General features: G+C 58.6%; 21 protein-coding genes and 1 tRNA gene. 8 read left to right on the top strand and 14 right to left on the bottom strand.

What is annotated here, in order from left to right:
- The first annotated feature begins 94 nt into the window (after positions 1-94).
- The 3 genes from rocF to QEZ52_RS10285 are packed head-to-tail and all read left to right on the top strand — an operon-like array spanning position 95 to position 2,990.
- Entirely contained in the window at positions 95-1,021 is a 927-nt protein-coding gene (gene rocF / locus QEZ52_RS10295) for an arginase (RefSeq protein ID WP_406650195.1), read from the top strand.
- Positions 1,018-1,947 carry a citrulline utilization hydrolase CtlX gene (ctlX, locus tag QEZ52_RS10290; RefSeq protein ID WP_406650192.1) on the top strand — a complete coding sequence of 310 codons (930 nt, stop codon included), beginning with the start codon at positions 1,018-1,020 and terminating at the stop codon, positions 1,945-1,947. The genes rocF and ctlX overlap by 4 nt, the downstream gene beginning before the upstream one ends.
- Entirely contained in the window at positions 1,944-2,990 is a 1,047-nt protein-coding gene (locus QEZ52_RS10285) for an ornithine cyclodeaminase (RefSeq protein WP_406650189.1), read from the top strand. The genes ctlX and QEZ52_RS10285 overlap by 4 nt, the downstream gene beginning before the upstream one ends.
- Positions 2,991-3,120: 130 nt before the next feature.
- Here the strand turns inward: QEZ52_RS10285 and QEZ52_RS10280 are convergent, their stop codons facing one another.
- Complete coding sequence (locus QEZ52_RS10280; RefSeq protein ID WP_406650186.1) at positions 3,121-3,705, bottom strand: HNH endonuclease; 585 nt, start codon at positions 3,703-3,705, stop codon at positions 3,121-3,123.
- Positions 3,706-3,966: 261 nt separating this feature from the next.
- Here QEZ52_RS10280 and QEZ52_RS10275 point away from each other — a divergent pair, with 261 nt between their 5' ends.
- Together QEZ52_RS10275 and QEZ52_RS10270 are read left to right on the top strand one after the other, a co-directional pair.
- Complete coding sequence (locus tag QEZ52_RS10275; protein WP_406650183.1) at positions 3,967-4,542, top strand: pseudouridine synthase; 576 nt, start codon at positions 3,967-3,969, stop codon at positions 4,540-4,542.
- A 13-nt stretch (positions 4,543-4,555) separates the two neighbouring features.
- Positions 4,556-4,981, top strand: coding sequence for a VOC family protein (locus QEZ52_RS10270; RefSeq protein WP_406650421.1), 426 nt, complete (start codon positions 4,556-4,558; stop codon positions 4,979-4,981).
- 206 nt (positions 4,982-5,187) lie between these two features.
- On the opposite strand, the gene QEZ52_RS10265 is transcribed toward QEZ52_RS10270, so the two are convergent.
- Together QEZ52_RS10265 and QEZ52_RS10260 are read right to left on the bottom strand one after the other, a co-directional pair.
- Positions 5,188-5,853: an alpha/beta hydrolase gene (locus QEZ52_RS10265; protein ID WP_406650180.1), complete on the bottom strand. Its 666-nt coding sequence runs from the start codon at positions 5,851-5,853 to the stop codon at positions 5,188-5,190.
- Positions 5,850-6,494, bottom strand: coding sequence for a DNA-3-methyladenine glycosylase family protein (locus QEZ52_RS10260; RefSeq protein WP_406650177.1), 645 nt, complete (start codon positions 6,492-6,494; stop codon positions 5,850-5,852). The genes QEZ52_RS10265 and QEZ52_RS10260 overlap by 4 nt, the downstream gene beginning before the upstream one ends.
- A gap of 96 nt (positions 6,495-6,590) precedes the next feature.
- On the opposite strand from QEZ52_RS10260, the gene QEZ52_RS10255 reads away from it, so the two are divergent.
- A complete protein-coding gene (locus QEZ52_RS10255) occupies positions 6,591-7,808 on the top strand; it encodes an MFS transporter (protein WP_406650174.1) in 1,218 nt (405 codons plus the stop codon).
- Positions 7,809-7,810: 2 nt separating this feature from the next.
- Here QEZ52_RS10255 and QEZ52_RS10250 read toward each other — a convergent pair whose 3' ends face one another.
- Entirely contained in the window at positions 7,811-8,242 is a 432-nt protein-coding gene (locus QEZ52_RS10250; RefSeq protein ID WP_406650172.1) for a MarR family winged helix-turn-helix transcriptional regulator, read from the bottom strand.
- A gap of 97 nt (positions 8,243-8,339) precedes the next feature.
- Between QEZ52_RS10250 and QEZ52_RS10245 the strand changes: the two genes are divergently transcribed.
- Complete coding sequence (locus tag QEZ52_RS10245) at positions 8,340-8,930, top strand: YceI family protein (protein WP_406650169.1); 591 nt, start codon at positions 8,340-8,342, stop codon at positions 8,928-8,930.
- 50 nt (positions 8,931-8,980) lie between these two features.
- Here QEZ52_RS10245 and QEZ52_RS10240 read toward each other — a convergent pair whose 3' ends face one another.
- From QEZ52_RS10240 to QEZ52_RS10225, 4 genes are all read right to left on the bottom strand, one after another.
- Positions 8,981-9,757, bottom strand: coding sequence for a squalene/phytoene synthase family protein (locus QEZ52_RS10240; protein WP_406650167.1), 777 nt, complete (start codon positions 9,755-9,757; stop codon positions 8,981-8,983).
- Positions 9,747-11,372, bottom strand: coding sequence for a citramalate synthase (gene cimA / locus QEZ52_RS10235; RefSeq protein WP_406650165.1), 1,626 nt, complete (start codon positions 11,370-11,372; stop codon positions 9,747-9,749). Before cimA ends, QEZ52_RS10240 begins: the two co-directional genes overlap by 11 nt.
- Positions 11,373-11,468: 96 nt before the next feature.
- On the bottom strand, positions 11,469-12,956 hold the full coding sequence (cysS, locus tag QEZ52_RS10230; RefSeq protein ID WP_406650162.1) for a cysteine--tRNA ligase: 1,488 nt from the start codon (positions 12,954-12,956) through the stop codon (positions 11,469-11,471).
- Positions 12,957-13,234: 278 nt separating this feature from the next.
- The gene (locus tag QEZ52_RS10225; protein WP_406650159.1) at positions 13,235-13,753 is read right to left on the bottom strand and encodes a hypothetical protein; all 519 of its coding nucleotides are present in this window, start codon (positions 13,751-13,753) and stop codon (positions 13,235-13,237) included.
- Between the two features lie 393 nt (positions 13,754-14,146).
- Between QEZ52_RS10225 and QEZ52_RS10220 the strand changes: the two genes are divergently transcribed.
- Positions 14,147-15,697, top strand: coding sequence for a trimethylamine methyltransferase family protein (locus QEZ52_RS10220; protein ID WP_406650157.1), 1,551 nt, complete (start codon positions 14,147-14,149; stop codon positions 15,695-15,697).
- A 98-nt stretch (positions 15,698-15,795) separates the two neighbouring features.
- Here the strand turns inward: QEZ52_RS10220 and QEZ52_RS10215 are convergent, their stop codons facing one another.
- The 6 genes from QEZ52_RS10215 to QEZ52_RS10190 all read right to left on the bottom strand — a co-directional run bounded on the left by QEZ52_RS10215 (position 15,796) and on the right by QEZ52_RS10190 (position 23,023).
- Complete coding sequence (locus QEZ52_RS10215) at positions 15,796-16,506, bottom strand: bifunctional 2-polyprenyl-6-hydroxyphenol methylase/3-demethylubiquinol 3-O-methyltransferase UbiG (RefSeq protein ID WP_406650154.1); 711 nt, start codon at positions 16,504-16,506, stop codon at positions 15,796-15,798.
- Between the two features lie 247 nt (positions 16,507-16,753).
- Entirely contained in the window at positions 16,754-16,999 is a 246-nt protein-coding gene (locus tag QEZ52_RS10210) for a hypothetical protein (protein ID WP_406650151.1), read from the bottom strand.
- Between the two features lie 527 nt (positions 17,000-17,526).
- A complete protein-coding gene (locus QEZ52_RS10205) occupies positions 17,527-21,177 on the bottom strand; it encodes a vitamin B12-dependent ribonucleotide reductase (RefSeq protein WP_406650148.1) in 3,651 nt (1,216 codons plus the stop codon).
- 710 nt (positions 21,178-21,887) lie between these two features.
- A tRNA-Pro gene (locus QEZ52_RS10200) sits at positions 21,888-21,964 on the bottom strand.
- A gap of 44 nt (positions 21,965-22,008) precedes the next feature.
- On the bottom strand, positions 22,009-22,494 hold the full coding sequence (locus QEZ52_RS10195; RefSeq protein ID WP_406650418.1) for a DUF192 domain-containing protein: 486 nt from the start codon (positions 22,492-22,494) through the stop codon (positions 22,009-22,011).
- Complete coding sequence (locus QEZ52_RS10190) at positions 22,481-23,023, bottom strand: cold-shock protein (protein WP_406650146.1); 543 nt, start codon at positions 23,021-23,023, stop codon at positions 22,481-22,483. The genes QEZ52_RS10195 and QEZ52_RS10190 overlap by 14 nt, the downstream gene beginning before the upstream one ends.
- Positions 23,024-23,127 lie beyond the last annotated feature (104 nt).

Raw genomic sequence — 23,127 nt, 5'->3', positions numbered from 1 at the left:
TGATCAATTGGGTTCCATATTGCACAAATTGGTGGCTGGAATCTATCACGTTTCGGAGGCCATTTGGAATTGAAACATTTGAAAGGCACCAAACGTGACTCCGCAAACCTGTATTCTGATCGGCGCTCCCGTGGACAGCGGCAAGCGGCGGCCCGGCTGCCTGATGGGGCCGGATGCCTATCGCACTGCTGGCCTGGCACAGGCAATTCAATCGCTGGGGCACAAGATCAAGGACCTGGGAAATTTCACCCCCGCGTCACATCCCGCCGACAGCGACGATGGTCCGCTGTTTGCCCCCAATGAAACCATTGGTTGGACCAACAGATTGATTCGGGTGGCCGAAGAGGCGATGGACCGCGGGTTGCCGATCTTTCTGGGGGGCGATCACAGCCTGTCTTTGGGATCGGTTGTTGGTGTGGCCAATCATGCCGCCAAACAGGGGCGCCCCCAGTTCGTGCTGTGGCTGGACGCCCATACCGACTATCACACGCCCATGACCACCGATTCTGGCAACCTGCATGGCACCCCGGTTGGCTATTTCACCGGACGCCCCGACTTTGGCGGGTTCCCCAAAGTGACCTCCCCCGTGCCACAGGAAAACGTCTGCATGATTGGCCTGCGTTCGGTCGATACACCAGAGCGCGAATCCTTGCAGGGCACAGGGATCGCACGCCACGACATGCGCGAGATCGACGAACAGGGCATTGTGCGCCCTCTGACGGCCTTTCTGGAGCGGGTCGCCGCAGAAAACGGCATGTTGCATGTTTCGCTGGACGTGGATTTTATCGACCCCGAATATGCCCCGGCTGTCGGCACCACCGTTCCGGGCGGTGCCACCGTGCGCGAGGCCCATCTGGTCATGGAAATCCTGCATGACAGCGGGTTGATGACCTCGCTTGATCTGGTTGAACTGAACCCGTTTCTGGATGAACGCGGACGCACCGCACATCTGATGGTGGATCTCTGTGCCTCGGCGCTGGGACGCCATGTCTTTGATCGCCCAACCCGGAGCTTTCGTTGAATATTCTGCAAGCCCCCCGTGCGGTGGTGATGATCCGCCCGCATCATTTCTGTTCGAACCCTGAAACGCGTGACGACAATGCGTTCCAAACCCTGTCAAACCGTTCCGCCACGGCCACATCTCAGGCGGCGCTGGCCGAGTTTGACACGGCTGTTGGCACGCTGCGCGACGCCGGTGTCACGGTACATGCCTTTGATGACACCGGGACGCAAACGCCCGACAGCGTGTTTCCCAACAACTGGTTCTCAACTCATGCGGGAGGGCATGTGGCGGTCTATCCGATGTTTGCCCCCAACCGCCGATTGGAACGGCGCATGGATGTCATCGAACTGCTAAAGCGCGACTACCGCGTGCAGGATGTGATAGATTATTCCGGGCTTGAACAGGATGGGCTCGCGCTCGAAGGGACCGGAGCCATGGTGCTCGACCATATCGGACGTATTGCCTATACGGTGCAATCCAACCGGGCCGACCCGATCCTATTAGAGCGGTTTTGCACCCATTTCAATTTCGAACCGATGGCGTTTCAGGCCCGGGATGCCCAGGGGCGCGACGTCTATCACACCAATGTTCTGATGGGCATTGGGACCGATTATGCGTTGATTTGCCTGGACATGATCACGGATCCCAACCGTCGACGCCAGATTGCCGGTCGTTTGGAGGAATCGGGGCGTGCGGTCATTGACCTGACACACGACCAGATCGCGAATTTTGCTGGCAATGCCATTGAATTGACCGGCCACCACCGTCTGCTGGCCCTGTCGGCCCGCGCGCTGGATGCGCTGCACCCCGAACAGATCGCAATCATCGAACGGTCGGCCCAACCGCTGCCCCTGCATGTCCCGACAATCGAAACCGCCGGAGGCTCGGTGCGCTGCATGCTGGCCGGCGTCCATCTGAGCCCAAGAGAAAGGATCTCCCAATGAACCAACCATCCGACAAGGCACTGGTGCCTTTTGTCAGTGTCGACAATATGATGCGGCTGGTTCATCATGTAGGTATCGAACAGGTTCTATGCGATCTGGCCGCCTATATCGAAGCCGATTTCAAACGCTGGGAGCTGTTTGACAAGACACCGCGTGTGGCCTCTCATTCCGATGTCGGGGTAATCGAATTGATGCCCACATCTGACGGCGAAGCCTATGGTTTCAAATATGTCAACGGCCACCCCAAGAACACCTCGGAAGGCCTGCAAACAGTCACCGCGTTTGGCCTTTTGGCTGATGTTTACACTGGCTATCCGGTTCTGCTGACCGAAATGACCATCCTGACGGCGCTCCGCACGGCGGCGACATCGGCCATGGTGGCGAAATACCTGGCTCCCAAAGGGGCAGACACCATGGCCATGATCGGCAATGGTGCCCAATCAGAATTCCAGAGCCTGGCGATGAAGGCAATCTGCGGCGTGACATCCGTTCGCCTCTATGATCAGGATCCTGCGGCCACGGAAAAATGTGCCCGCAATCTCGACGGCACCGGTCTAAAGGTGGTGCGGTGTACATCGCCGGAATCGGCCATCGAAGGCGCACACATTCTGACCACCTGCACAGCGGACAAACAATGCGCCACCATCCTGACCGACAATATGGTTGGCAGCGGCGTGCACATCAACGCCATCGGCGGAGATTGCCCGGGCAAGACCGAACTGGCACCCGGCATCCTCAGCCGTTCGGACGTCTTTGTGGAATACCCACCCCAGACCCGCATCGAGGGCGAAATTCAACAGATGGCCCCCGATTTTACCGTAACAGAAATGTGGGAAGTAATTTCAGGCACCAAACCAGGGCGGCGTGACAATCGCCAGATCACGCTGTTTGACAGTGTTGGTTTTGCCATAGAGGACTTTAGCGCCCTGCGCTATATCCGCGACCGGATCAAAGACACCGACTATTTCTTTGATCTGGACATGCTGGCGGACCCGGACGATCCGCGTGATCTGTTCGGAATGTTGCAGCGCGCTGCTCCCTGAGAACACACAGCATAAACCACTGCGTTCTTCGGGGCGCCACCTAGTGCCGGAGCCTATGGGCTCCGGCTTTTTTCTGCCGCGCCTTAGGGGGGCCGGCGATGCCTTGCTCCCCTGCGCAGGCTGCGCTGGATCAGGCGTCCAGTTCGGCATCCCAATACAGAAAATCCATCCAGCTTTCATGCAGGTGGTTGGGCGGGAATTTGCGCCCGACATTGCGCAATTCTTCGGCTCCGGGCTGACGCGGAGGTTTGCGCAACGACATGCCCACACGATGCAACGGTTTGGATCCCTTGCGCAGGTTGCAGGGTGAACAGGCCGCAACAACATTTTCCCAACTGGTCACGCCACCAGCAGCGCGCGGCACGACATGGTCGAACGTCAGATCCCCTTTGGAACCACAGTACTGACAGCGGAATCCGTCCCTCAAGAATAAATTAAAGCGCGTGAAGGCCACGCGCTTTCTGGGGGTCACATAATCCTTTAACACCACCACCGAGGGTATTCGGATTTCGGTGCTGGGCGAATGAACCACCTCGTCATATTCGGCGACAATATCCACCCTGTTCAACCAGGCTGCCTTGATCGCCTCCTGCCAGGACCACAGCGATAGCGGGTAATAGGACAACGGTCGATAATCCGCGTTCAGCACCAAGGCCGGATGCTGTTTCAAAGCCCCCGGCTCACGTACAAATTCGGTCCTGAAGTTTCCGTCCATGATCAACGTCTTCCTCGCCCTGTCTGCCTGCGTCCCGACACCAGAGCGGGGAACCCGCCCCTGCCATACGATAACTATATATCGTGGTTGAGACCTGACAAGCCCCAAGATCACACAATATCTCGCCCAAGGGTGCCCCACAAAGATGACAGCGCAATGACAGGCATGGATCGGCGTAGGATTGGTGTAGGATCAGCGCCGGATCAGTACGGATGAAATCGCGGGCTTGTGCCTGGGCCCGCAGGACCGTATTTGCGGCCCATGACCCGCTTGATCCGATTTAACAAACCGTTTGATGTGCTGCCACAGTTCACCGATCGCGGTACCAGCGGAACACCGCGCGCCACGCTGTCCGATTTCATCGACGTGCCACAGGTCTATCCCGCTGGTCGACTGGATCGCGACAGCGAAGGCCTGATGCTGCTGACCGATGATGGACGTCTTCAGGCCCAGATTGCCGACCCCCGCCACAAGATGGCCAAAACCTATTGGGTTCAGGTCGAAGGTTTGCCCGATACACAGGCCATCCAGGCATTGTGCGATGGCGTTGAGCTAAAGGACGGGTTGACCCGCCCGGCCAAGGCCACGCTGATACCGGAACCAGATGGGCTGTGGCCGCGTACACCGCCAATCCGGGTGCGCAAGTCCATCCCCGACAGCTGGATCGAACTGACCATCCGCGAAGGTCGAAACCGGCAGGTCCGCCGGATGACCGCCGCCGTCGGCCACCCGACCCTGCGCCTGATCCGGGCCCGGATTGGCCCCTGGACCGTGACAGGATTGCAAATTGGACAATGGGCTGACTTGCCGCCTCCTGACAAGCGTGGCAACCGCTGATACGCTGGGCTCCATGTTGCCCAACGCCCCTGCCCCCTCTGCCGTTCTCGAAGCTGCGCTGTATGTCGACGATCTGGATGCAGCCGAAGACTTCTATGGCACCGTCATCGGATTGCGGAAAATCCAGCGGATCGGCGATCGCCATGTCTTCTTTCAGGTTGGCACCGCGACATTGTTGGTGTTCAACCCGGCCGAAACAGACAAACCCACCAGCTCACCCCGCTTTCCGGTGCCGCCGCATGGTGCGCGGGGCCCAGGGCATTTTTGCTTTGCACACCCCCGCGCGGACATGGACCAGATGCGCGCCCGGCTGATTGCAGCCGGGGTTGTCATCGAAAGCGAGTTCGACTGGCCTAATGGGGCCCATTCGTTGTATTTTCGCGACCCCGCCGGCAATTCCATTGAAATTGCCGAACCGCACCTGTGGTCTGACGCCTAATTTGACATCCCGCTCACAGCGCGCCGCAGGCGCGCTGACAGGCCCAACGCTTTGTCTGGCATCTATGATGCCTGACAAAGGGGCGGGAGCCCCGCGGTTTCAATATGTCGACCTGAGATCGGGCGCTGTGCTCGAGGTCATCCCATTGGGGCTCTGCCCCAAACCCCGAGGTATTTTGAACCAGAAAGAAGCAGGGCCAGGCGAAATCAGAGGCTCAGCTTGTCCCGCATAAAGGCCAGCGCGACGCTCAGCCCATCCGGCGCGATTCCATGCCCCGTGCCCTTCATGATATGCGCATAGACGTCGGTGAAACCGGCCTTTTGCAACGCCTCTGCCGCTTCGGGCAGCGATTGCACCGGAACCACATCATCCGCATCACCATGAACCAGTAGGATCGGCATCTTGCTGACCACCTCGTCCACCAAAAGATCCGGCTCCAGAAGACGCCCTGAGAACGCGACGATACCGGCGACCGGGTCTTCCCGGCGCGGTGCCACATGCAGGCTCATCATTGTGCCCTGTGAGAACCCGAACAGAACCACCTGCTCGGGCAGCACATCTTCATCGACCATCAATGCGTCGAGAAACGCGTTGAGATCGTCGACAGCGGCGGACATTCCGCGCATAGCCTCTTCTTCCGAAGATCCATCGATCCAGGGAATCGGGAACCACTGGTATCCCATCGGCGAGCCGGCACAATCTTCTGGTGCATCCGGCGCCACGAACAACGTATCGGGCAGATGTTCGCCCAACGGATCCGCCAACCCCAACAGATCGGCCCCATTGGCCCCATAGCCGTGCAGGAACACGACAATCGACCGGGTGCTCCCCGAAAGTGGTTCTTTGCGCCCTGCAGTCAAAACACGAGTCATCGGATCCCTTCCCTGTCCTTGATCACCCGGTAATAGGCCCACAGGATGCGCGCCGCAACCGATCGCCACGGCGACCAGTCGTCGGCCATGTGTCGCAGGGCCTTTTCGCTGGGTCGTTCAGGCAGATCAAACAGCACCCGCGCCGCTTCCTGAAGGGCCAGATCACCCGGCGCAAAGACATCCGCACGCCCAAGCGAAAACATCGCATAGATTTCGGCCGTCCACATTCCAATGCCAGGTACCTGCACCAGAGTGGCGACAACCTGATCCGTTGGGCGTGTGCGCAATCCAATGTAATCAATCCCTGCCTCGGCCAAGGCCTTGGCATAGCGCGCTTTTGGCCGGCTGAGGCCCGCGGCGCGCAGATCCTCGTCGCTGGCACGCCCAACCTGATCCGGCTGGGTCAATTCAGCCGCTTCCAGACGCGCCCAGATCGCATTCGCCGAGGCCACCGACACCTGTTGTGATACGATTGCGTTCAGCAATTGAGCAAACCCATCAGGGCGCAGTCGCAAGGGCAGAACGCCTGTCTGCTCCAGGGCTGAGGCAAACCGGCTGTCCTGTTCTGCCAGCCAGCCCGCACCTTCCTGCACGCAGGCATCGCCCCGAATGATCCGTCCCAAGCTCTCATTTGACGCCACGTTACTTCCTCTCTTTCAGATCTGCGATCATTAACCCTGTTCACAATGGCTGCAACATTCTTGTCCCTCCTTCGGTTCACCGCTACGGATCCGAATATGACAATGATAAGCACCCATACCGGCGACTCGCGCACCAAGCGGAATGTGGCCATCCTCGTCTTGGCGCAGGCCGTGCTCGGGGCGCAGATGCCGATGATTTTCATCGTTGGGGGACTGGCTGGACAATCCTTGGCGTCCAATGCCTGTTTTGCAACCTTGCCGATTTCTCTGATCGTGTTGGGATCAATGCTGTCGGCGACGCCGATTTCGGCGATCATGCAGCGTTGGGGGCGTCCTGCCGGTTTCTTTGTGGGGGCGACAGGCGGCTCTTTGGGGGCGGCCATCGGGGCCTATGGTCTGTATCTGGGATCCTTTCCAGTATTTCTGATCGGCAGCTTTCTGACCGGCGTCTATATGAGCGCGCACGGGTTTTATCGCTTTGCCGCCGCCGACACCGCATCCGATGAGTTCCGCCCAAAGGCGATTTCCTATGTCATGGCCGGGGGGTTGTTGGCTGCGCTGATTGGCCCTCAGTTGGTCAAGATGACCAGCCAGGCGTATGTCATCCCCTTCTTTGGCACTTATCTGACGGTCATCGCTTTGAATGTCCTGGGATCTGGCCTGTTCCTGTTTCTGGACATCCCAAAACCCGAAGCACCGTCACATGACAGCCCGCGCGGACGCACCCGGTGGGAGATGCTGAAAACCCCACGCATTGCCGTGGCCGTGATCTGTGCAATGGTATCTTATGCGCTGATGAACCTGGTGATGACATCGACCCCGCTGGCCGTGGTCGGTTGTGGGTTTGACGAAGCGGACGCGGCCAACGTGGTGTCCAGCCACGTGCTGGCCATGTATATTCCGTCGTTTTTCACCGGACATCTGATCGCCCGCTTTGGTGTCGAAAAGGTCGTTGCAGCCGGATTGATCATTCTGGCCGGTGCAGGCGCGGTCGCTCTGAACGGTGTCGATCTCGAGAATTTCTTTGTCGCGTTGGTGCTGCTGGGGCTGGGCTGGAATTTTGGCTTTATCGGGGCCACCACCATGCTGGCCGGAGCCCATGAACCACATGAACGCGGGCGGATGCAGGGGTTGAATGACCTGTTGGTGTTTGGTGGCGTCACTCTTGCGTCCCTGTCATCGGGCGGATTGATGAACTGTTCGGGTGGGTCCGCTGTCGAAGGGTGGTCGGCTGTGAACATGGCAATGGCCCCGTTCCTGATGCTCGCCGGTGGTGCGTTGATCTGGCTGGTTCTGCGTCCCAAGGACGCCTGATTTCACGCGTCTCGGTGCGGGTTCTGCACCGGGGCAATTCCATCCAATCCGCCGTTGGCAATCAATTCAGCCATGCCTGTGTCGATCATCGGGCGATAAACCTCCCACATCTGCGCACGCAGCGCGCGTCCTTTGGGCGTTAAGATCAACAGCTTGCCCCGGCGATCTTCTTGCGCCGGGCGTTGTTCTATCAATCCTTCCTGTGTCATACGCGCCACTTGCCGGGAAAAGCTGGATTGATCAAACAGCAGCCGCTCTTCCAACTGAAAGGGTCGCAGCCCCTCCGGGCTCAATTCCAGCTCCCACAACACGTCGTACCAATTCAATCGTGGCAGGCCAGCGTTGAGCAGCGCCCGTTCGATCCGTTGGTATACCTGTTTCTGCGCGCGGTTCAGCGCAATCCAGGCGGCCTCAAGTTTGGCAAAATCGCTCATTCACAACTCCGTTACGCGACTGCGTCGCGAATTGTTTTTACATGTCGGGCGATATAGATGCAATTACATCTTCATTTCAAACCGCACAGGATCTACCATGAAGCTTCTTACCTCATCCGCGCTTGTTCTGGCATTGGCGGCCCCCGGCTGGGCCGAGACATACCATTTGGACCCCGGCCACACCGAGGTCCGGTTTTCCTGGAACCATGCCGGGCTGACCGAACAGCACGGCGAATGGACCCAAGTATCCGGGACCATCGATTTTGATCCAGCGGATGTCACCGCCACATCGGCGCAAATCACGATTGACCCAGATAGTCTGCACACCGGCGTCGCTGCGTTGGACAATCACCTGAAAAGCGCCGATTTCTTTGACGTCGAAACCTATCCAACCATCACATTCACCTCGACCAGCGCCGTCCAGACCGGTGCCCAAAACCTGCGTCTGACCGGAGATCTGACCGTCAAGGATCAAACCAAACCGGCCGTTCTGGATGTCGAACTGACCTTTGATGGTGAACACCCGCTGGGCGGTTATTTCGACTATTACAAAGGCGATTGGGTCGGCGTCGAAGCCACCGGAACCCTATTGCGGTCCGAATTTGGTGTTGGCATGTTTGCGCCGGGCACATCCGACACCGTACAGCTGGAAATTTCTGCGGAAATGCGCGCTGGCGGTTGGGAGTAATCAGAGCCACGAACTTGGGAACGCCGGGCCTTTGGGTCCGGCGTTTCGCGTTACCAACGCCCAGTGGCCGTTCGCCACAGCAATCGACACCGGGTTTGAAACTCTCCGATCCCCAATGTCCCGTCCGCCACCCGTTCCGGCGTGTCTGACGCTTGTTTCAACAAGGCATCAGTTTCCCAGCCGACTAGGAATGCAGGGCTTGCCGCTTTGGAAATTTGCGCTCTGGTTTTTCGCGCATTCTCCAGCCTTGCCAATCCCTTGCGCGCCAAAGCTGACACCGCTTCCATGCGGCCATCTGGCAATGGAATCCGCTTGTGGGCCTCCAGGTCCGGGATCGCCTGCAGGTATTTCGACACCCCCACCGCATAGCCAAAGTCGCGTGCCACCTCTTCATCAGCGGCCCCCAACATGGCCGCTGCCATCCAGGTCAACGCCCCGCTTGTGGCCTCCAGATAGGCATCCAACGCAGCTTCATCCTCAAACGGGTCGCGATAGATATCCCAGCGCCGCGCCTCGGCCATGGGATCGATCAGCGTGGCCAGATGCGCGGGCAGAACCCGCGCCAATGGTGTTGCCACAAAATGGCGCCGCACCGGTCCGCCCCCAGCAATCTCGGCACCCACATCGCGCCACCATTGCACACGCATTTCGGCGATCATACTTTCGGCGCTGGCCCAGGGCGCGCGGCTCAGTTCGACGTTAAAGGCATAGAGCGCGAACAGCGCAGGCCGCGCTGTCACCGGAGCCGCCATTACCGCGCGAAATCGTTGCGGGTCGCCTTTGCGCACCAAATCGGCACAGGCGATCAGATCGTCGTCAAACTGCATCCGTCTCGCCAGTATCACGAATCAATTTCCACCGGATTGCATCCAGAAGCGCCTCGAACGAGGCATCGATTATGTTGGCACTAACCCCCACGGTCGACCAGCGCCGCCCCCTGCCATCTTCGCTGTCGATGATGACCCGGGTCACGGCCTCGGTCCCGCCCTGTGTGATCCGCACCTTGAAGTCCACCAATCGCATATCGTCCAGGGTCTTGGAATAGCGGCCCAAATCCTTGCGCAACGCTTTGGCCAGCGCGTTCACAGGCCCCCGATCGCTGCCGGTTTCATCCAGCGATTCACTGACGGACAGGCGTTTTTCCCCATCGACTTTGACCACAACCACCGCCTCAGAGAGGCTGACCATCCGATTGTATTTGTTCTTGCGTCGCTCGACAGTCACCTTGTAGCGCTTGACCTCAAAAAACGCGGGCATCTGACCCAGCTCTGCGCGCGCCAACAGCTCGAAACTCGCCTGAGCGGTATCATAGGAATAACCATCGGATTCGCGCTGCTTGATCCGCTCCAGAATGGTGCCCAACGCCGGATTCCCAGCCTCGACCACCAATCCGGCATCGCTCAACCGCTTGCGCAGGTTCGACTGGCCCGCCTGATTGGACATCGGAATGACCCGGTCGTTGCCCACCAGCCCCGGTTCAATATGCTCATAGGTGCTCGGATCCTTGAGAATCGCGCTGGCGTGCAGCCCCGCCTTATGGGCAAAGGCCGAAGCCCCCACATACGCGGCCTGCCGGGTCGGCACCCGGTTCAGAATGTCGTCCAGCATCCGGCTGACTCGGGTCATCCCGGCCAATGCCTCCATGCTGACGCCAATGTCGAACTGGCTGGCATAGGGCTCCTTCAGCAACAAGGTCGGGATCAATGTGGTCAAATTGGCATTGCCACAGCGTTCTCCCAACCCGTTCAGGGTGCCCTGGATCTGGCGCGCGCCCGCGTCCACGGCCGCCAGCGAACAGGCCACCGCATTCTCGGTGTCATTGTGGGTATGGATCGCCAGATGATCCCCAGGCAGACCGGCCGCAATCACATCGCCCACGATACGGCCCACCTCGGCAGGCAGCGCCCCGCCATTGGTGTCACACAACACAACCCACCGCGCCCCGGCCTCCAATGCCGCGCGACAGGCCGCCAATGCATAGCCCGGATTGTCCTTGTACCCGTCAAAGAAATGCTCGGCGTCAAACAATGCCTCCCGCCCCTGCGCAACGATATGCGCAACCGACGCCCGGATGTTCTCCAGGTTCTCGTCCAGCGTGATCCCCAGCGCTTGGGTGACGTGATAGTCATGGCTCTTGCCCACCAGACAGACAGCGCGCGTACCGGCGTTCATCACCCCAGCCAGAACATCGTCATTCTCGGCCGACCGTCCGGCCCGTTTGGTCATGCCAAAAGCGGTCATCACCGCGGTCGTTTTCGGCGCGGCATCAAAAAATTCGCTGTCGGTGGGATTGGCGCCGGGCCACCCGCCCTCGATGTAATCCACGCCCAAGGCGTCCAGCGCCTCGGCAATCTGTATTTTTTCAGAGGTGGAAAACTGCACGCCCTGCGTCTGCTGCCCGTCGCGCAGGGTGGTGTCATACAGATACAGCCGCTCAGCCATGCGCTGTCTCCCCTGCTTCACCTGGCCCAAAATATCCTCGGGGGGAGATCGCCTGCGATCGGGGGGCAGACAGCCCCCCTGTTCCAGTCAAACCCATCACAGCCCCTCCAGTTTTGTCACGTCAAAACCCGCCCCCGGCACCAGCTCAACCCCGGATTTGCTCATGCGCACCTCCAGCCCAGCTGCGAGATAGGCCGCCTTCAACCGATCCACTTCAGAAAAGTCCTTGCTTTGCATCGCTGCCTGACGTGCGTCGAACAGACGGGTTTCGTGAATGGAAAGATCCACCCGGTCCTCTTCCAAGATCGCTCCCGCGGGTCGTGACAGCCGATCAATATCTGTATCTTTGTTCAACAAACCGAGTAGAACCAAAGATCCAACAATCTTGCTCCCAACATCCGGCGCATTTTCCTTGAGCATCTCATGCAATCGGGCAAGTGCCTTGGCAGTGTTCAAGTCGTCAGCGAGAGCATTGACGATCTCCTGATCTGGAGGGTAAATTTTGGAATCCAGATAAACACTTCTGCTACCCGGTTTAGCATACATTCCGGGAACCATCAGAACAGAATAGAATTTTTCCAATGCCTGGCGGGCTTCTTTGGCCTTCTTCTCGGTCCAATCCATCGGCTTGCGATAATGTGTCGACAGGAACACAAACCGGATCACCTCGCCGGGGATACCCTGGTCCAGCAGATCCCGCACGGTAAAGAAATTGCCCAGAGATTTGGACATCTTCTTGCCCTCGACCTGCAGCATCTCGTTGTGCAGCCACACCTGCGCAAAACTGTCATCCCCATGCGCACAGCAGCTTTGCGCAATCTCGTTTTCATGATGCGGGAACATCAGATCATTGCCGCCGCCGTGGATGTCAAAGGTTTCCCCCAGCAACTCCAACGACATCGCCGAGCATTCGATATGCCAGCCCGGACGCCCCCGCCCCCAGGGGCTGTCCCAGCCGGGCAGATCGTCCGTTGATGGCTTCCACAACACAAAATCCATCGGGTTCTTCTTGTACGGTGCAACTTCGACCCGCGCGCCGGCAATCATGTCATCGACGGACCGGCCCGACAGCTTGCCATAGCCCTCTCGCCAGCTGTCCACCGCAAACAGCACATGACCCTCGGCAGCATAGGCGTGGCCCTTGGCAATCAGCTCTTGGATCATGGTGATCATCTGGGCGATGTATTCGGTTGCGCGCGGCATGTGGTTGGGTTCCAGCACACCCAATTCGCCCATATCATTCAGGTACCAGCTGATGGTCTCGTCCGAACGTTCGTGAACCAGTTCTTCCAGCGTTCCCGGTGCACCCGCTTCCTTGCGGGCCAGCGCGGTGGCGTTGATCTTGTCATCCACATCCGTGAAGTTCCGCGCATAGGTGACATGATCCGCGCCATAGGTCTCGCGCAGCAACCGATACAGGACGTCAAAGACCACCACCGGACGGGCATTGCCCAGATGCGCCCGGTCATAGACCGTCGGGCCACAGACATACATGCGCACATTCTGCGGATCCAATGGCACAAAGACCTCCTTCTTGCGGGTCTTTGTATTCAACAATTTGATCGTCGCGGTGGACGGGGCCATGACAATTCCTTTCCCAAGGCTGCGCGCAGCGCGGGCTTAGCAACTTGTTTCGGAAATGAAAACGACAGAAACCGGCCCGCTGATGTGCTCAGCAGGTAATGCAGCAGATAATGAGGCGGTTTGTCTGTCTCATGGAGGTGCAATAGCACGGCTATTCCCGGACGCCAAGACAATTGCCATGAAACGCCGGGGTGCCCCCACACCGTCCGCGTCCCGGTTCCGCCCTCTTCTCCGCCTGTGCCCGCGATCTGACCGTATCTGGCCGTCTCTGTCAGTATCTAAAATCGAAATGACGCGCTCAGCAAAACAGAATGTCCCCCAGGTGCAGACGGGGCACGCCCGGTGAACTGTTCGGCTGGGAACAGGATTTCGCCCGTGAACAAAACCCGCTGCGCGGGGACATAATCAAACCCCAGGCTCATCGGCAATTCCGTCCAATGGCCGTGATGACCGGGTGACAACGGCGACCCAACACCGACAAATCCAGCCAGGGCCCCAGACCCAAAGCGTGTCCCCACAGCAACCTGATTAACGGCCCGCGCCTGTCCTGTGTGGTGTTGGAACAGGGGCTCCCCCCGGCGCAGCATGACCCCGAACACGGCATCCCCACCGGGCATGTCGGCCCGCTGGCCCACACTCAGTTGCACGGGTGTCACCGTCGAGGTGGGCAGCCACCCCTCGGCCGAACCTGTTCCGATACCGGCAAGGCCACCGATCCCGACCCCCAGAGCGATACAACCGATCCGGCCAAATCGCGCCATGATGGATCGGGGGTCTCTCTGATCACGTATCGCCACGTTTGAGTCTCCTTCCCGTTGATTTTGGGCATGACTCCTTAAGGAAAAGTTTCTCAGATCAAAATGAAAAATCGGCAAACCTAAACAATTACAATACCTTAAAAAGGTCTCCTGGAAATTTTCCTGGCAAAAACCCCAAGTATTCTTAACCATGTTCCTAAGTGAAAAAAATGTCGGTATTTTCACTCAGGTCGCAAATGGACTAGATCCGCCGTTTCCCGGATTTATTATCGACCTCCTAAACAGGGGGTTCCATGCAGGGTGAACGGTGTTTTGTCAGCCTAGTCTACCGCACAATCGGTGCGGCGCGGGGACGTGCGGCGCGGGGACGGCCGACATTGGTGTGATCCGACCACACACACAAAACAATCCCATCTGACGACAGGCTCTTCAATGAACACTCAGACTCCCTCAGGAAAACCAGCACGTGGAGGCGGTCGCGCCGCACGCCGTTCCGCCCGTGCCACCGCCCTGCCCGACCACCTGCGCCCAATTCGCCCCGGCATGGAAGGCGGCACCTACAAACCGTTGAGCGACGAACAGGTGCTGCGCATTCACCATGCCGCGCTGGATGCGCTGGAAACCATCGGTCTGGCAGACGCCCCGCAAAGCGGTGTCGAGTATCTGACCGCCGCCGGATGCACCCTGGGCGAAGACGGGCGCATCCGTTTTCCACGTGCGTTGGTCGAAGATACGCTGGCCATGGCCAATCGGTCTGTCACGCTCTACAGCCGCGACGGCAAAACCGATCTGGATCTGTCCGGCAACAAGGTACATTACGGCACCGCCGGCGCGGCAGTGTCCATCGTTGACGTGCACGGGCGGGAATACCGCGATTCGACGGTCCAGGATTTGCATGATGCCGCCCGCATCTGTGACCATCTGGACAATATCCATTTCGTTCAGCGCCCGATGGTGTGCCGCGATATCCTGGATAACCGGGAAATGGATCTGAACACCATCTATGCCGCGTGTTCGGGCACCTTCAAACACGTCGGCACCTCGTTCACCGATCCCAGCTATGTGGCACCAGCCGTGGAAATGCTGCACATGATCGCCGGGGGCGAAGACAAATGGCGCGAACGCCCGTTTGTGTCGAATTCGAACTGCTTTGTCGTTCCACCGATGAAATTCGCGACCGAAAGCTGCGAGGTCATGGAGGAATGCATCAAGGCTGGGATGCCCGTGTTGCTGCTGTCCGCAGGTATGGCGGGTGCAACTGCTCCGTCAACCATTGCGGGTGCGATCGTACAGGCCGTGGCCGAATGTCTGGCCGGGCTGGTTTATGTAAACGCCGTGAAACCAGGCGCGCCTGCGATCGTTGGCACCTGGCCCTTTGGTCTGGATTTGCGCACCGGTGCGATGACTGTCGGATCTGGCGAACAGGCATTGCTGACGGCGGGTTGTGCCCAGATGCATGCGTTTTACGATCTGCCCGGCGGTGCGGCGGCGGGTGCAGCCGATTCCAAACTGCCGGACATGCAGGCCGGGTGGGAGCAAATGTGTTCTGCTGTCATGGCGGGTCTGTCGGGGTTGAACATGGTGTACGAGGCCGCAGGCATGCACGCCTCGCTGCTGGGATTCTGCCTGGAATCCCTGATCCTGAGCGACGATTTGCTGGGCCAGGCGATGCGCTGTGTGCGTGGGATTGAGGTCAGCGATGAAACTCTGGCCTTGGATCAGATCGCCGACGTCTGTCTGAATGGCCCTGGCCACTATCTGGGGACTGAGCAAACCCTTGGCCGCATGCAGCAGGATTTTGTTTACCCCTCGCTGGGCGACCGGACCTCGCCCAAGGAATGGGTTGAAATTGGCAAACCCGATCTGATCCAAAAGGCAATCGCCAAAAAAGAACAGATCCTGAGCCAACGCGCCCCGGCGCGGTTCGATGCAGAGTTGGACATGGCCCTGCGTCAGGCATTCAACATTCACCTGCCGTCTTAAGACGTTCTGCTGTGCAGGTCATTCCTGCGCAGCAGAACACTTCGCGGGGGCCAGCCCCCGCACCCCCGGAGTTTCATTGGCAAGATGAAAAGAAGCCGTCAGGCTTTTTTCTTTTGTGCAATCACATGCCAACCAAAGGTCTGCAGCTGAGCGGAACGACGGTCCATGCGTCCCCCATCCAGCGCCGCAATCAGCCGCACATTCAGCCGCGCCAAGGACGTCAACAGCCAGGTCAACGGCTCCCGTGGGCCGGCCTTGAACTGTTTGCGGGTCCGGGTGACCCGTCCCAATTCCTGGTCCATCACGTCAAAGAAACCACCATTGGCGGTCAATTCACGCAGCTCGAACCCCAGCCGTTCCAGATGCAGCTTGTAAAAATACTGCGAAAATCCGGTGCAATAGTGGTAGGGCGCGAAATGGGTCAGAGAATTGAACGGCGCGGTCAGGATCATCTGCCCGCCCGGTTTTGTCAGCCGCGCCATTTTTTCGATGGCACGCACGGGATCAACCACATGTTCCAGAACTTCGGAACAGAACACCGTGTCGAATTGACGGTCTTCGGGAATGTCATACAAATCGCACACAAAATCGAGCCGCGACGTGTCCCATTCGCCGGTATGCAACCCGACGCCATCGCCGGCACCGTCGTATTCGGCAATATCCTGGGCCAGGTAATCCAGATGATCACAGAACGGTTTGTAGGCGCATTCCCCAGCCCCCACATCCAACAGGCTGCTCCCTGCCGGTAACGCGCGCAGCGTGGTTTGAATCCATTGATCGCGGGCGGCGTGATTTTTTAGTCGGGACATGAACGGACCTGAGTAGTGAGCGTTCTTTTACATGCACCATCAGGGCCACAGGGGCCAGCAGGAAATGGGCGGCCCGCCCGATTGGCAGGGGCCCGATTGGCAAGAGGTGGTTGCCCAACACCACAGGGCGCGACAGAATCGCGCCCTGTGACCGACCAGAGATTCGATTGCCGGTTGAACTGGGGGTCGGCAATACGCAAGCTGCTGCTCTCTGGTCTTATTGCAACCGTGAGCGGTTTGGGGAGTCTTAGCCGTCCGTGGCCGGCAGCAGACCCGCTTCCTGAGCCACGCCAACTTCGTCGGCGTCCAGAACGCCATCGTCATTGGCGTCCATGCTGGCAAAGGTCTCCGGGTTGATTTCGGGGTGGGCAACCATCACCTCTTCCAGGCTCAGCACGCCATCGGCATTGGCATCAGCGGCCGTAGACGCCCAGCCCAATGTGGGAAGACCCAGGATCAGGGCGGTCACGGCGGGCATGGTCAAACGTTTCATTTTGGTACTCTCCAGATTGTTGGTGTGTCCGTCTGTTGGACAAGACCGACATGACCATGTCTGATCCGGGCCGACACCCGGCACGGCCCTCAGGTCGAATTTCCCGCCGATCTCTGCCGGATTCGCCCTGTTTCCCTTGCGGCAACCCGCACAGCCAAGTCGGCTGAAAATGGCTCGGCGGTTTGACACAGGGTTTGGATGGTCGGTCTGGCAAGGTTTTGCTCAAAACGCCCGACAGGGGCACCAAAACCCGAGTCGGAACAGGCAAAAAAGAAAAGGGAGCCGAAGCTCCCCCTAGTTTCGCCATCCAGGCTCTATTCGTTGACCGCCCGGTGTTTTTTTGCCTGCGGCCTGGACGTCGTCGGGGGCGAGCGCACCCGCCCCGTGAGAGAGTGAGAAGGACTGGATTCCGCCCCACCCTGAGTGTTTGGAGAGACTGGGTGGGATGCACCCCTGCTCTCCGAGTTCGTCGGGGACATCGGCCTGTGACCTTTGATCCCCTACACGTCCGCGCGGACGCGATGTCGTCAGCTACACCCGCTGGTTGCGCCACAGGTGTTGCATTTCATACAGGTGCCATTGCGCACCAGCGTGTAGTTTCCGCATTCGCCGCAGGCTTCGCCCTCGTATCCCTGCATCTTGGCCTTGGCGCGGGCATCCATGCTGAGAGGGGCTGCGACGGCGGCCGGGGCCGGGTTGGTTTCCGGTACCAATGCCTGCAACGCCGCTTCGGGATCGACCGCACTGTTCAGCGCCGTGGCCCCCTGCCCGCCTTGCAGCACAACCAGCTCCTGGGGCAGCCGTTTGCGCAGGTACCCGGTCGAAGAAATCTGTTTCAGCACTTCCAGCGATTTGGTGGCGGCGGTTTCGCTCAGCTCGGACACGTTTGACACGCCCTCTTCCTCGCCGCGGCCCAGATCGTCGAATGTGGCCCCTTGGGGTTTCACATGCGCCAGATCGGTGCGGTCCAGATAGGACACCGCCAATTCGCGGAACACATAGTCCAGAATCGAAGTGGCATTTTTGATGCTGTCGTTGCCCTGAACCATCCCGGCCGGTTCGAATTTGGTAAAGGTAAAGGCGTCGACAAATTCCTCCAGCGGCACGCCGTATTGCAGGCCTACGGACACGGCGATGGCAAAGTTGTTCATCATCGCCCGGAAACCGGCGCCTTCCTTGTGCATGTCGATAAAGATTTCGCCCAGGGTGCCACCTTCGTATTCGCCGGTACGCAGATAGACCTTGTGACCACCCACAACCGCTTTTTGGGTGTACCCCTTGCGGCGGTGAGGCATCTTTTCACGGTGCGATTTGATGATCTCCTTGACCACCACCTTTTCGACAATCTTTTCGGCCAGTACCGCAGCCTTTTCATGCTGCGATCCGGTTTCCAGAATATCGGCGGCGTCATCATCATCTTCGACCAGCGCGGCGGCCAGCGGCTGGCTCAGCTTGGAGCCATCCCGATACAGCGCATTGGCCTTGATCCCCATCTGCCAGCTGCGCTCGTACGCGGCCTGGCAATCTTCGATGGTGGCATCATTGGGCATGTTGATGGTTTTCGAGATCGCGCCCGAAATAAACGACTGCGCGGCAGCCATCATGTCGATATGGCTGTTCACGCTCAGGAAGCGTTTGCCTTTTTTGCCGCACGGGTTGGCACAGTCGAAAATCGAATAATGCTCTTCCTTCAGATGCGGCGCGCCTTCCAGCGTCATGGTCCCACAAACGTGGTCATTTGCCGCCTCGATGTCGGCGCGGGTGAACCCGAGGTGGCGCAGCAGGTCAAATGTGGGATCGTTCAGCTTGGTCGCCGGGATGCCCAGCACGCCGGAACAGAACTCTTCGCCCAAGGTCCATTGGTTGAACACGAACCGGATGTCGAAGGCGCTTTCCAGCGCTTCGTCGATCTTGCGCAGTTCGTTGGGTCCAAACCCGTGTCCGGCCAGAGAAGTATGATTGATCGCGGGCGCATTGCCGATGGTGCCATGCCCCACCGCATAGCCGATGATCTCTTCGATCTGGGCGCTGGAATAGCCCTGTTTCTCCAAAGCCGCAGGAACCGACCGGTTGATGATCTTGAAGTACCCGCCTCCGGCCAGCTTTTTGAATTTGACCAACGCAAAGTCCGGCTCGATCCCGGTGGTGTCACAATCCATCACCAACCCGATCGTGCCGGTCGGGGCGATCACCGTGGCCTGCGCGTTGCGGAACCCGTGTTTTTCGCCCAAGGCCAGCGCCTCGTCCCAGGCCCCCATGGCCAGTTCGACCAGACGCGGATCCGGGCAATTCCCCTGATCCAGCGGCACGGGTTTGATCGCCAGATCTTCGTACCCATCCGACGCGCCATAGGCCGCATTGCGGTGGTTGCGGATGACCCGCAGCATATTGTCGGCGTTGCGTTTGTAGCCTGCAAACGGACCCAATTCGCGGGCGATTTCGGCGCTGGTGGCATAGGCGACGCCCGTCATGATCGCGGTCAGGGTGCCACACAGGGCGCGTCCCTCGTCGCTGTCATAGCTGTAGCCCATATTCATCAACAGACCGCCGATATTTGCATAGCCCAGACCCAGCGTGCGGAAGTCATAAGACAGTTGGGCGATTTCCTTGGACGGGAATTGCGCCATCATCACGCTGATTTCCAGGGTCACGGTCCACAGACGCGACGCATGCATGTAATCCTCGGCCTGGAACTTGCCATCCTTGAGGAAGGTCAGCAGGTTCATCGACGCCAGGTTACAGGCGGTGTCATCCAGGAACATGTATTCCGAACAGGGGTTTGAACCACGAATTTCACCATCGGCGGGGCATGTGTGCCATTCATTGACGGTATCGTGGTACTGGATACCCGGATCGGCACAGGCCCAGGCTGCATGGCCGACCTTTTCCCACAGATCGCGCGCCTTGACGGTTTTAGAAACACGCCCATCCGTGCGGTTGATCAGTTCCCAATCGGCGTCTTTTTCCACCGCGTGCAGGAACCCATTGGTGACCCGGATCGAGTTGTTCGAATTCTGCCCTGAAACCGAATTATAGGCCTCCGAATCCCAATCGGTGTCATAGGTCGGGAATTCGATGCTGGTGTGGCCCTGTTTGGCATAATCCAGAACCCGTTTGATATAGGTTTCCGGGATCATCACCTTTTTGGCTTCGCGGATCGCCTGTTTCAGGCTGTCGTTGCTGGCCGGGTCATAGGCATCGACTTCGGCACCGTCCCAGGTGCGGATGGCGTCAAAGATGCCGTTCAGCATCTTTTCGTGCATTTTCGATCCCGCGACGATCGACGCAACCTTTTGCTCTTCCAGCACCTTCCACTGGATGAAATCTTCGATATCGGGGTGGTCAGCGTCGACGATCACCATCTTGGCTGCGCGCCGGGTGGTTCCGCCCGACTTGATCGCACCCGCGGCACGGTCACCGATTTTCAGGAACCCCATAAGGCCTGACGATTTGCCGCCACCGGACAGAGATTCCCCTTCGGCACGCAAGTGGCTAAAGTTGGTGCCCGTCCCCGAGCCATATTTGAACAGGCGCGCCTCTCGCACCCACAGATCCATGATGCCGCCGTCATTGACCAGATCGTCCGACACACCCTGAATGAAACAGGCGTGCGGCTGGGGATGTTCATAGGAGGATTTGGATTTGGTCAGCTTGCCGGATTTGTGGTCGACATAATGGTGCCCCTGGGCCGGGCCGTCGATGCCATAGGCCCAATGCAGGCCAGTGTTGAACCACTGTGGGCTGTTGGGCGCAGCCTTTTGCGTGGCCAGCATAAAACGCATTTCGTCGAAATAGGCGCGGGCATCCTCTTCGGTGGTGAAATAGCCGCCCTTCCAGCCCCAATAGGTCCAGGCCCCTGCCAGACGGTCAAACACCTGCTTGGACGAGGTTTCGCCGCCAAATCCAGTGTTGTTTTCGGCCGGAACAGACCGCCACAGGAATTCGGGCACACCTTTTTCGCGCACGGTCTTGATCTTGTTGGGGACGCCCGCTTTGCGGAAATACTTCTGGGCGATCACATCGCTGGCGACCTGGCTCCAGCTGGTGGGAATCTCGATGTTCTCGAGTCGAAAGACGATACTGCCGTCCGGGTTGCGGATTTCCGAGGTCACACCTGCGAAATCCAGCTCTGCATATGCATCCTGCCCGGCCTTGGTAAATTTTCTTTCGATCTTCATTGCCCCAACGTCTCCAGCCGTTTGTGTTTTCAGTTCGGGCCTGCACAGCCCTGCGTCCCAGCGTTTGCGCCGACTGTCATACCGGGCAGGAAACAGCCAGAAGCGGTCCGCGAACGGCCACGCAATCCTTTGGCGCATCAGCCAAAATATTCCAGTTGGTTTTCTATCCCCGTCTGAACTGGGCTTCTGGCTTTGATACCAGATTTAGTAGCCACGCTGTCAGCCCCCACAATTTGGCGTATACCCCCATAGCTGGTCAATGAAATTATTCAGCCCCCTTGCCCGCTTTCCCTCTTGACCCAAAAATGGCTTTGCGCCGGTCAGGTGCCGTAGATGATTCATCCACAGATCCATCCCAAAGCCGCCGCAAAACACGACCCGGGTCGCGGTCCTGATTTTATACGTTTCAAGAGCGGGTTGGCCGAACTTGTTCACAGGGTCCAGCGCGAGACGTTAGGATTTTGTTAGGAAGTATTAACGGCGAAACTTTTTTTAACCTTGTTCGGACCACCCCTGCATGTTGCCGAAATATCGCCCCCAGAGGCCCGCATTTCGCGCTTTGGCACAGACTCACCGTGACGTCACTTGGGGATCAGCACCGGGCACTAGATGTGGCATATGGAGGGGGAAGCAGACACAATCCCGAATCGTCGTGTGCACCCTGCCAGAGGCAGAGTGTGGGTTCACACAACGATATTCAGAAGTTTTACTGGTCGGGGCGGCAGGATTCGAACCTACGACCCCCTGTACCCAAAACAGGTGCGCTACCAGACTGCGCCACGCCCCGATCAGTGGCGTCTTACTAGCGACACCAATCTGATTTGGAAACCCCTAACAGGGCCAAATCGCCGGTCCATCTGAAAATATTTTGTGACGCAGTTCAGACCCGACATTGATCCCGTACTGACGGGCCAAGCCGGCATTGATTTCCAGCACCGCGTAAACCTGTTGGCCGCCATCAATCGGCGTCAAATCGCCGGGAATCGCGTCATGATGGACATGGGTCACCCGTCCCGCACGATCCGTAAAAATCATATCCAGGGGAATCAGCGTGTTCTTCATCCAGAACACGGCACGCTGGGGCTGGTCATATACGAACAGCATCCCGGACCGGCGCGCCATTGTTTCGCGAAACATCAGACCCTGGGATCGTTCCTCGGCAGTGTCGGCCAGTTCGACAACGAATCCCGCCTGCCCCCAATCGCCTCTCAGATCGACCGTCTTGTCAGAACACGCTGCACGGGCTGCTTCGGCCCAACACAGGGTCAAAGCAGCCAGTATCAGCGCTGTACCCTTTAAACTGTCACTCAGCCTCATCATCACCGTTCAGTGCTGTTTCCCAGGAATGCACCTCGGCCGCCATGCGACCGCGTTTTCCGTCCATGACCCGCATGGCCAGAGCTTCGCCCGGTTGCAGGTCCGCCAATCCCGATTGGCGCAACACTTCGACATGCAGAAACACATCTTCGTTGCTGCCGAACACATTGGCAAAGCCAAACCCCTTGCCCTTGTCGAACCATTTCACCCGGGCCGGTTCCAAGGGCAAGTCCCGTAGCGTGCTCTCGTCCACTTCGGCAAAATCGCTCAAACCGGTTGTCGCTTCACGGTCGGGGGCCGAAATGCTGACCACTTCGACGGCCTGCACGCCCCGGTCGGTGCGATGCGTCACGATTTCGATTTCCGCACCGTCCGTCACCGAACTCTGCCCGAAATTCCGTAACACATTCACATGCAACAAGATGTCGGGGCCACCTTCATCAGCCAGGACAAACCCATAGCCCTTGGCTGGATCAAACCACTTCACGACCCCTTTGACGTGGTACATACTGCTCAGATCTTCTGCCACCACACTTCCACCGAAAGTTCTAGTTTATACGCTTCTCTGATGAGATGCGCGATTTTGCAGGGGGAATTCAAGCCGAAAAATTCAAGACTTTTCATACTCTTGCA

This window comes from Aliisedimentitalea scapharcae (genome assembly GCF_045277565.1).
Classification (GTDB): Bacteria; Pseudomonadota; Alphaproteobacteria; order Rhodobacterales; family Rhodobacteraceae; genus Aliisedimentitalea; species Aliisedimentitalea scapharcae.
This window is presented reverse-complemented; position numbering and strand designations above follow the sequence as displayed.

Coding starts and splice junctions, on each gene's coding strand:
- QEZ52_RS10210 (WP_406650151.1), bottom strand. CDS start 16,999: ATGAAACGTTTGACCATGCCCGCCGTGACCGCCCTGATCCTGGGTCTT.
- QEZ52_RS10270 (WP_406650421.1), top strand. CDS start 4,556: ATGTTGCCCAACGCCCCTGCCCCCTCTGCCGTTCTCGAAGCTGCGCTG.
- QEZ52_RS10250 (WP_406650172.1), bottom strand. CDS start 8,242: ATGAGCGATTTTGCCAAACTTGAGGCCGCCTGGATTGCGCTGAACCGC.
- QEZ52_RS10245 (WP_406650169.1), top strand. CDS start 8,340: ATGAAGCTTCTTACCTCATCCGCGCTTGTTCTGGCATTGGCGGCCCCC.
- QEZ52_RS10220 (WP_406650157.1), top strand. CDS start 14,147: ATGAACACTCAGACTCCCTCAGGAAAACCAGCACGTGGAGGCGGTCGC.
- QEZ52_RS10255 (WP_406650174.1), top strand. CDS start 6,591: ATGACAATGATAAGCACCCATACCGGCGACTCGCGCACCAAGCGGAAT.
- QEZ52_RS10215 (WP_406650154.1), bottom strand. CDS start 16,506: ATGTCCCGACTAAAAAATCACGCCGCCCGCGATCAATGGATTCAAACC.
- QEZ52_RS10285 (WP_406650189.1), top strand. CDS start 1,944: ATGAACCAACCATCCGACAAGGCACTGGTGCCTTTTGTCAGTGTCGAC.
- QEZ52_RS10205 (WP_406650148.1), bottom strand. CDS start 21,177: ATGAAGATCGAAAGAAAATTTACCAAGGCCGGGCAGGATGCATATGCA.
- cimA (WP_406650165.1), bottom strand. CDS start 11,372: ATGGCTGAGCGGCTGTATCTGTATGACACCACCCTGCGCGACGGGCAG.
- QEZ52_RS10275 (WP_406650183.1), top strand. CDS start 3,967: ATGACCCGCTTGATCCGATTTAACAAACCGTTTGATGTGCTGCCACAG.
- QEZ52_RS10280 (WP_406650186.1), bottom strand. CDS start 3,705: ATGGACGGAAACTTCAGGACCGAATTTGTACGTGAGCCGGGGGCTTTG.
- QEZ52_RS10265 (WP_406650180.1), bottom strand. CDS start 5,853: ATGACTCGTGTTTTGACTGCAGGGCGCAAAGAACCACTTTCGGGGAGC.
- QEZ52_RS10195 (WP_406650418.1), bottom strand. CDS start 22,494: ATGAGGCTGAGTGACAGTTTAAAGGGTACAGCGCTGATACTGGCTGCT.
- cysS (WP_406650162.1), bottom strand. CDS start 12,956: ATGGCCCCGTCCACCGCGACGATCAAATTGTTGAATACAAAGACCCGC.
- QEZ52_RS10240 (WP_406650167.1), bottom strand. CDS start 9,757: ATGCAGTTTGACGACGATCTGATCGCCTGTGCCGATTTGGTGCGCAAA.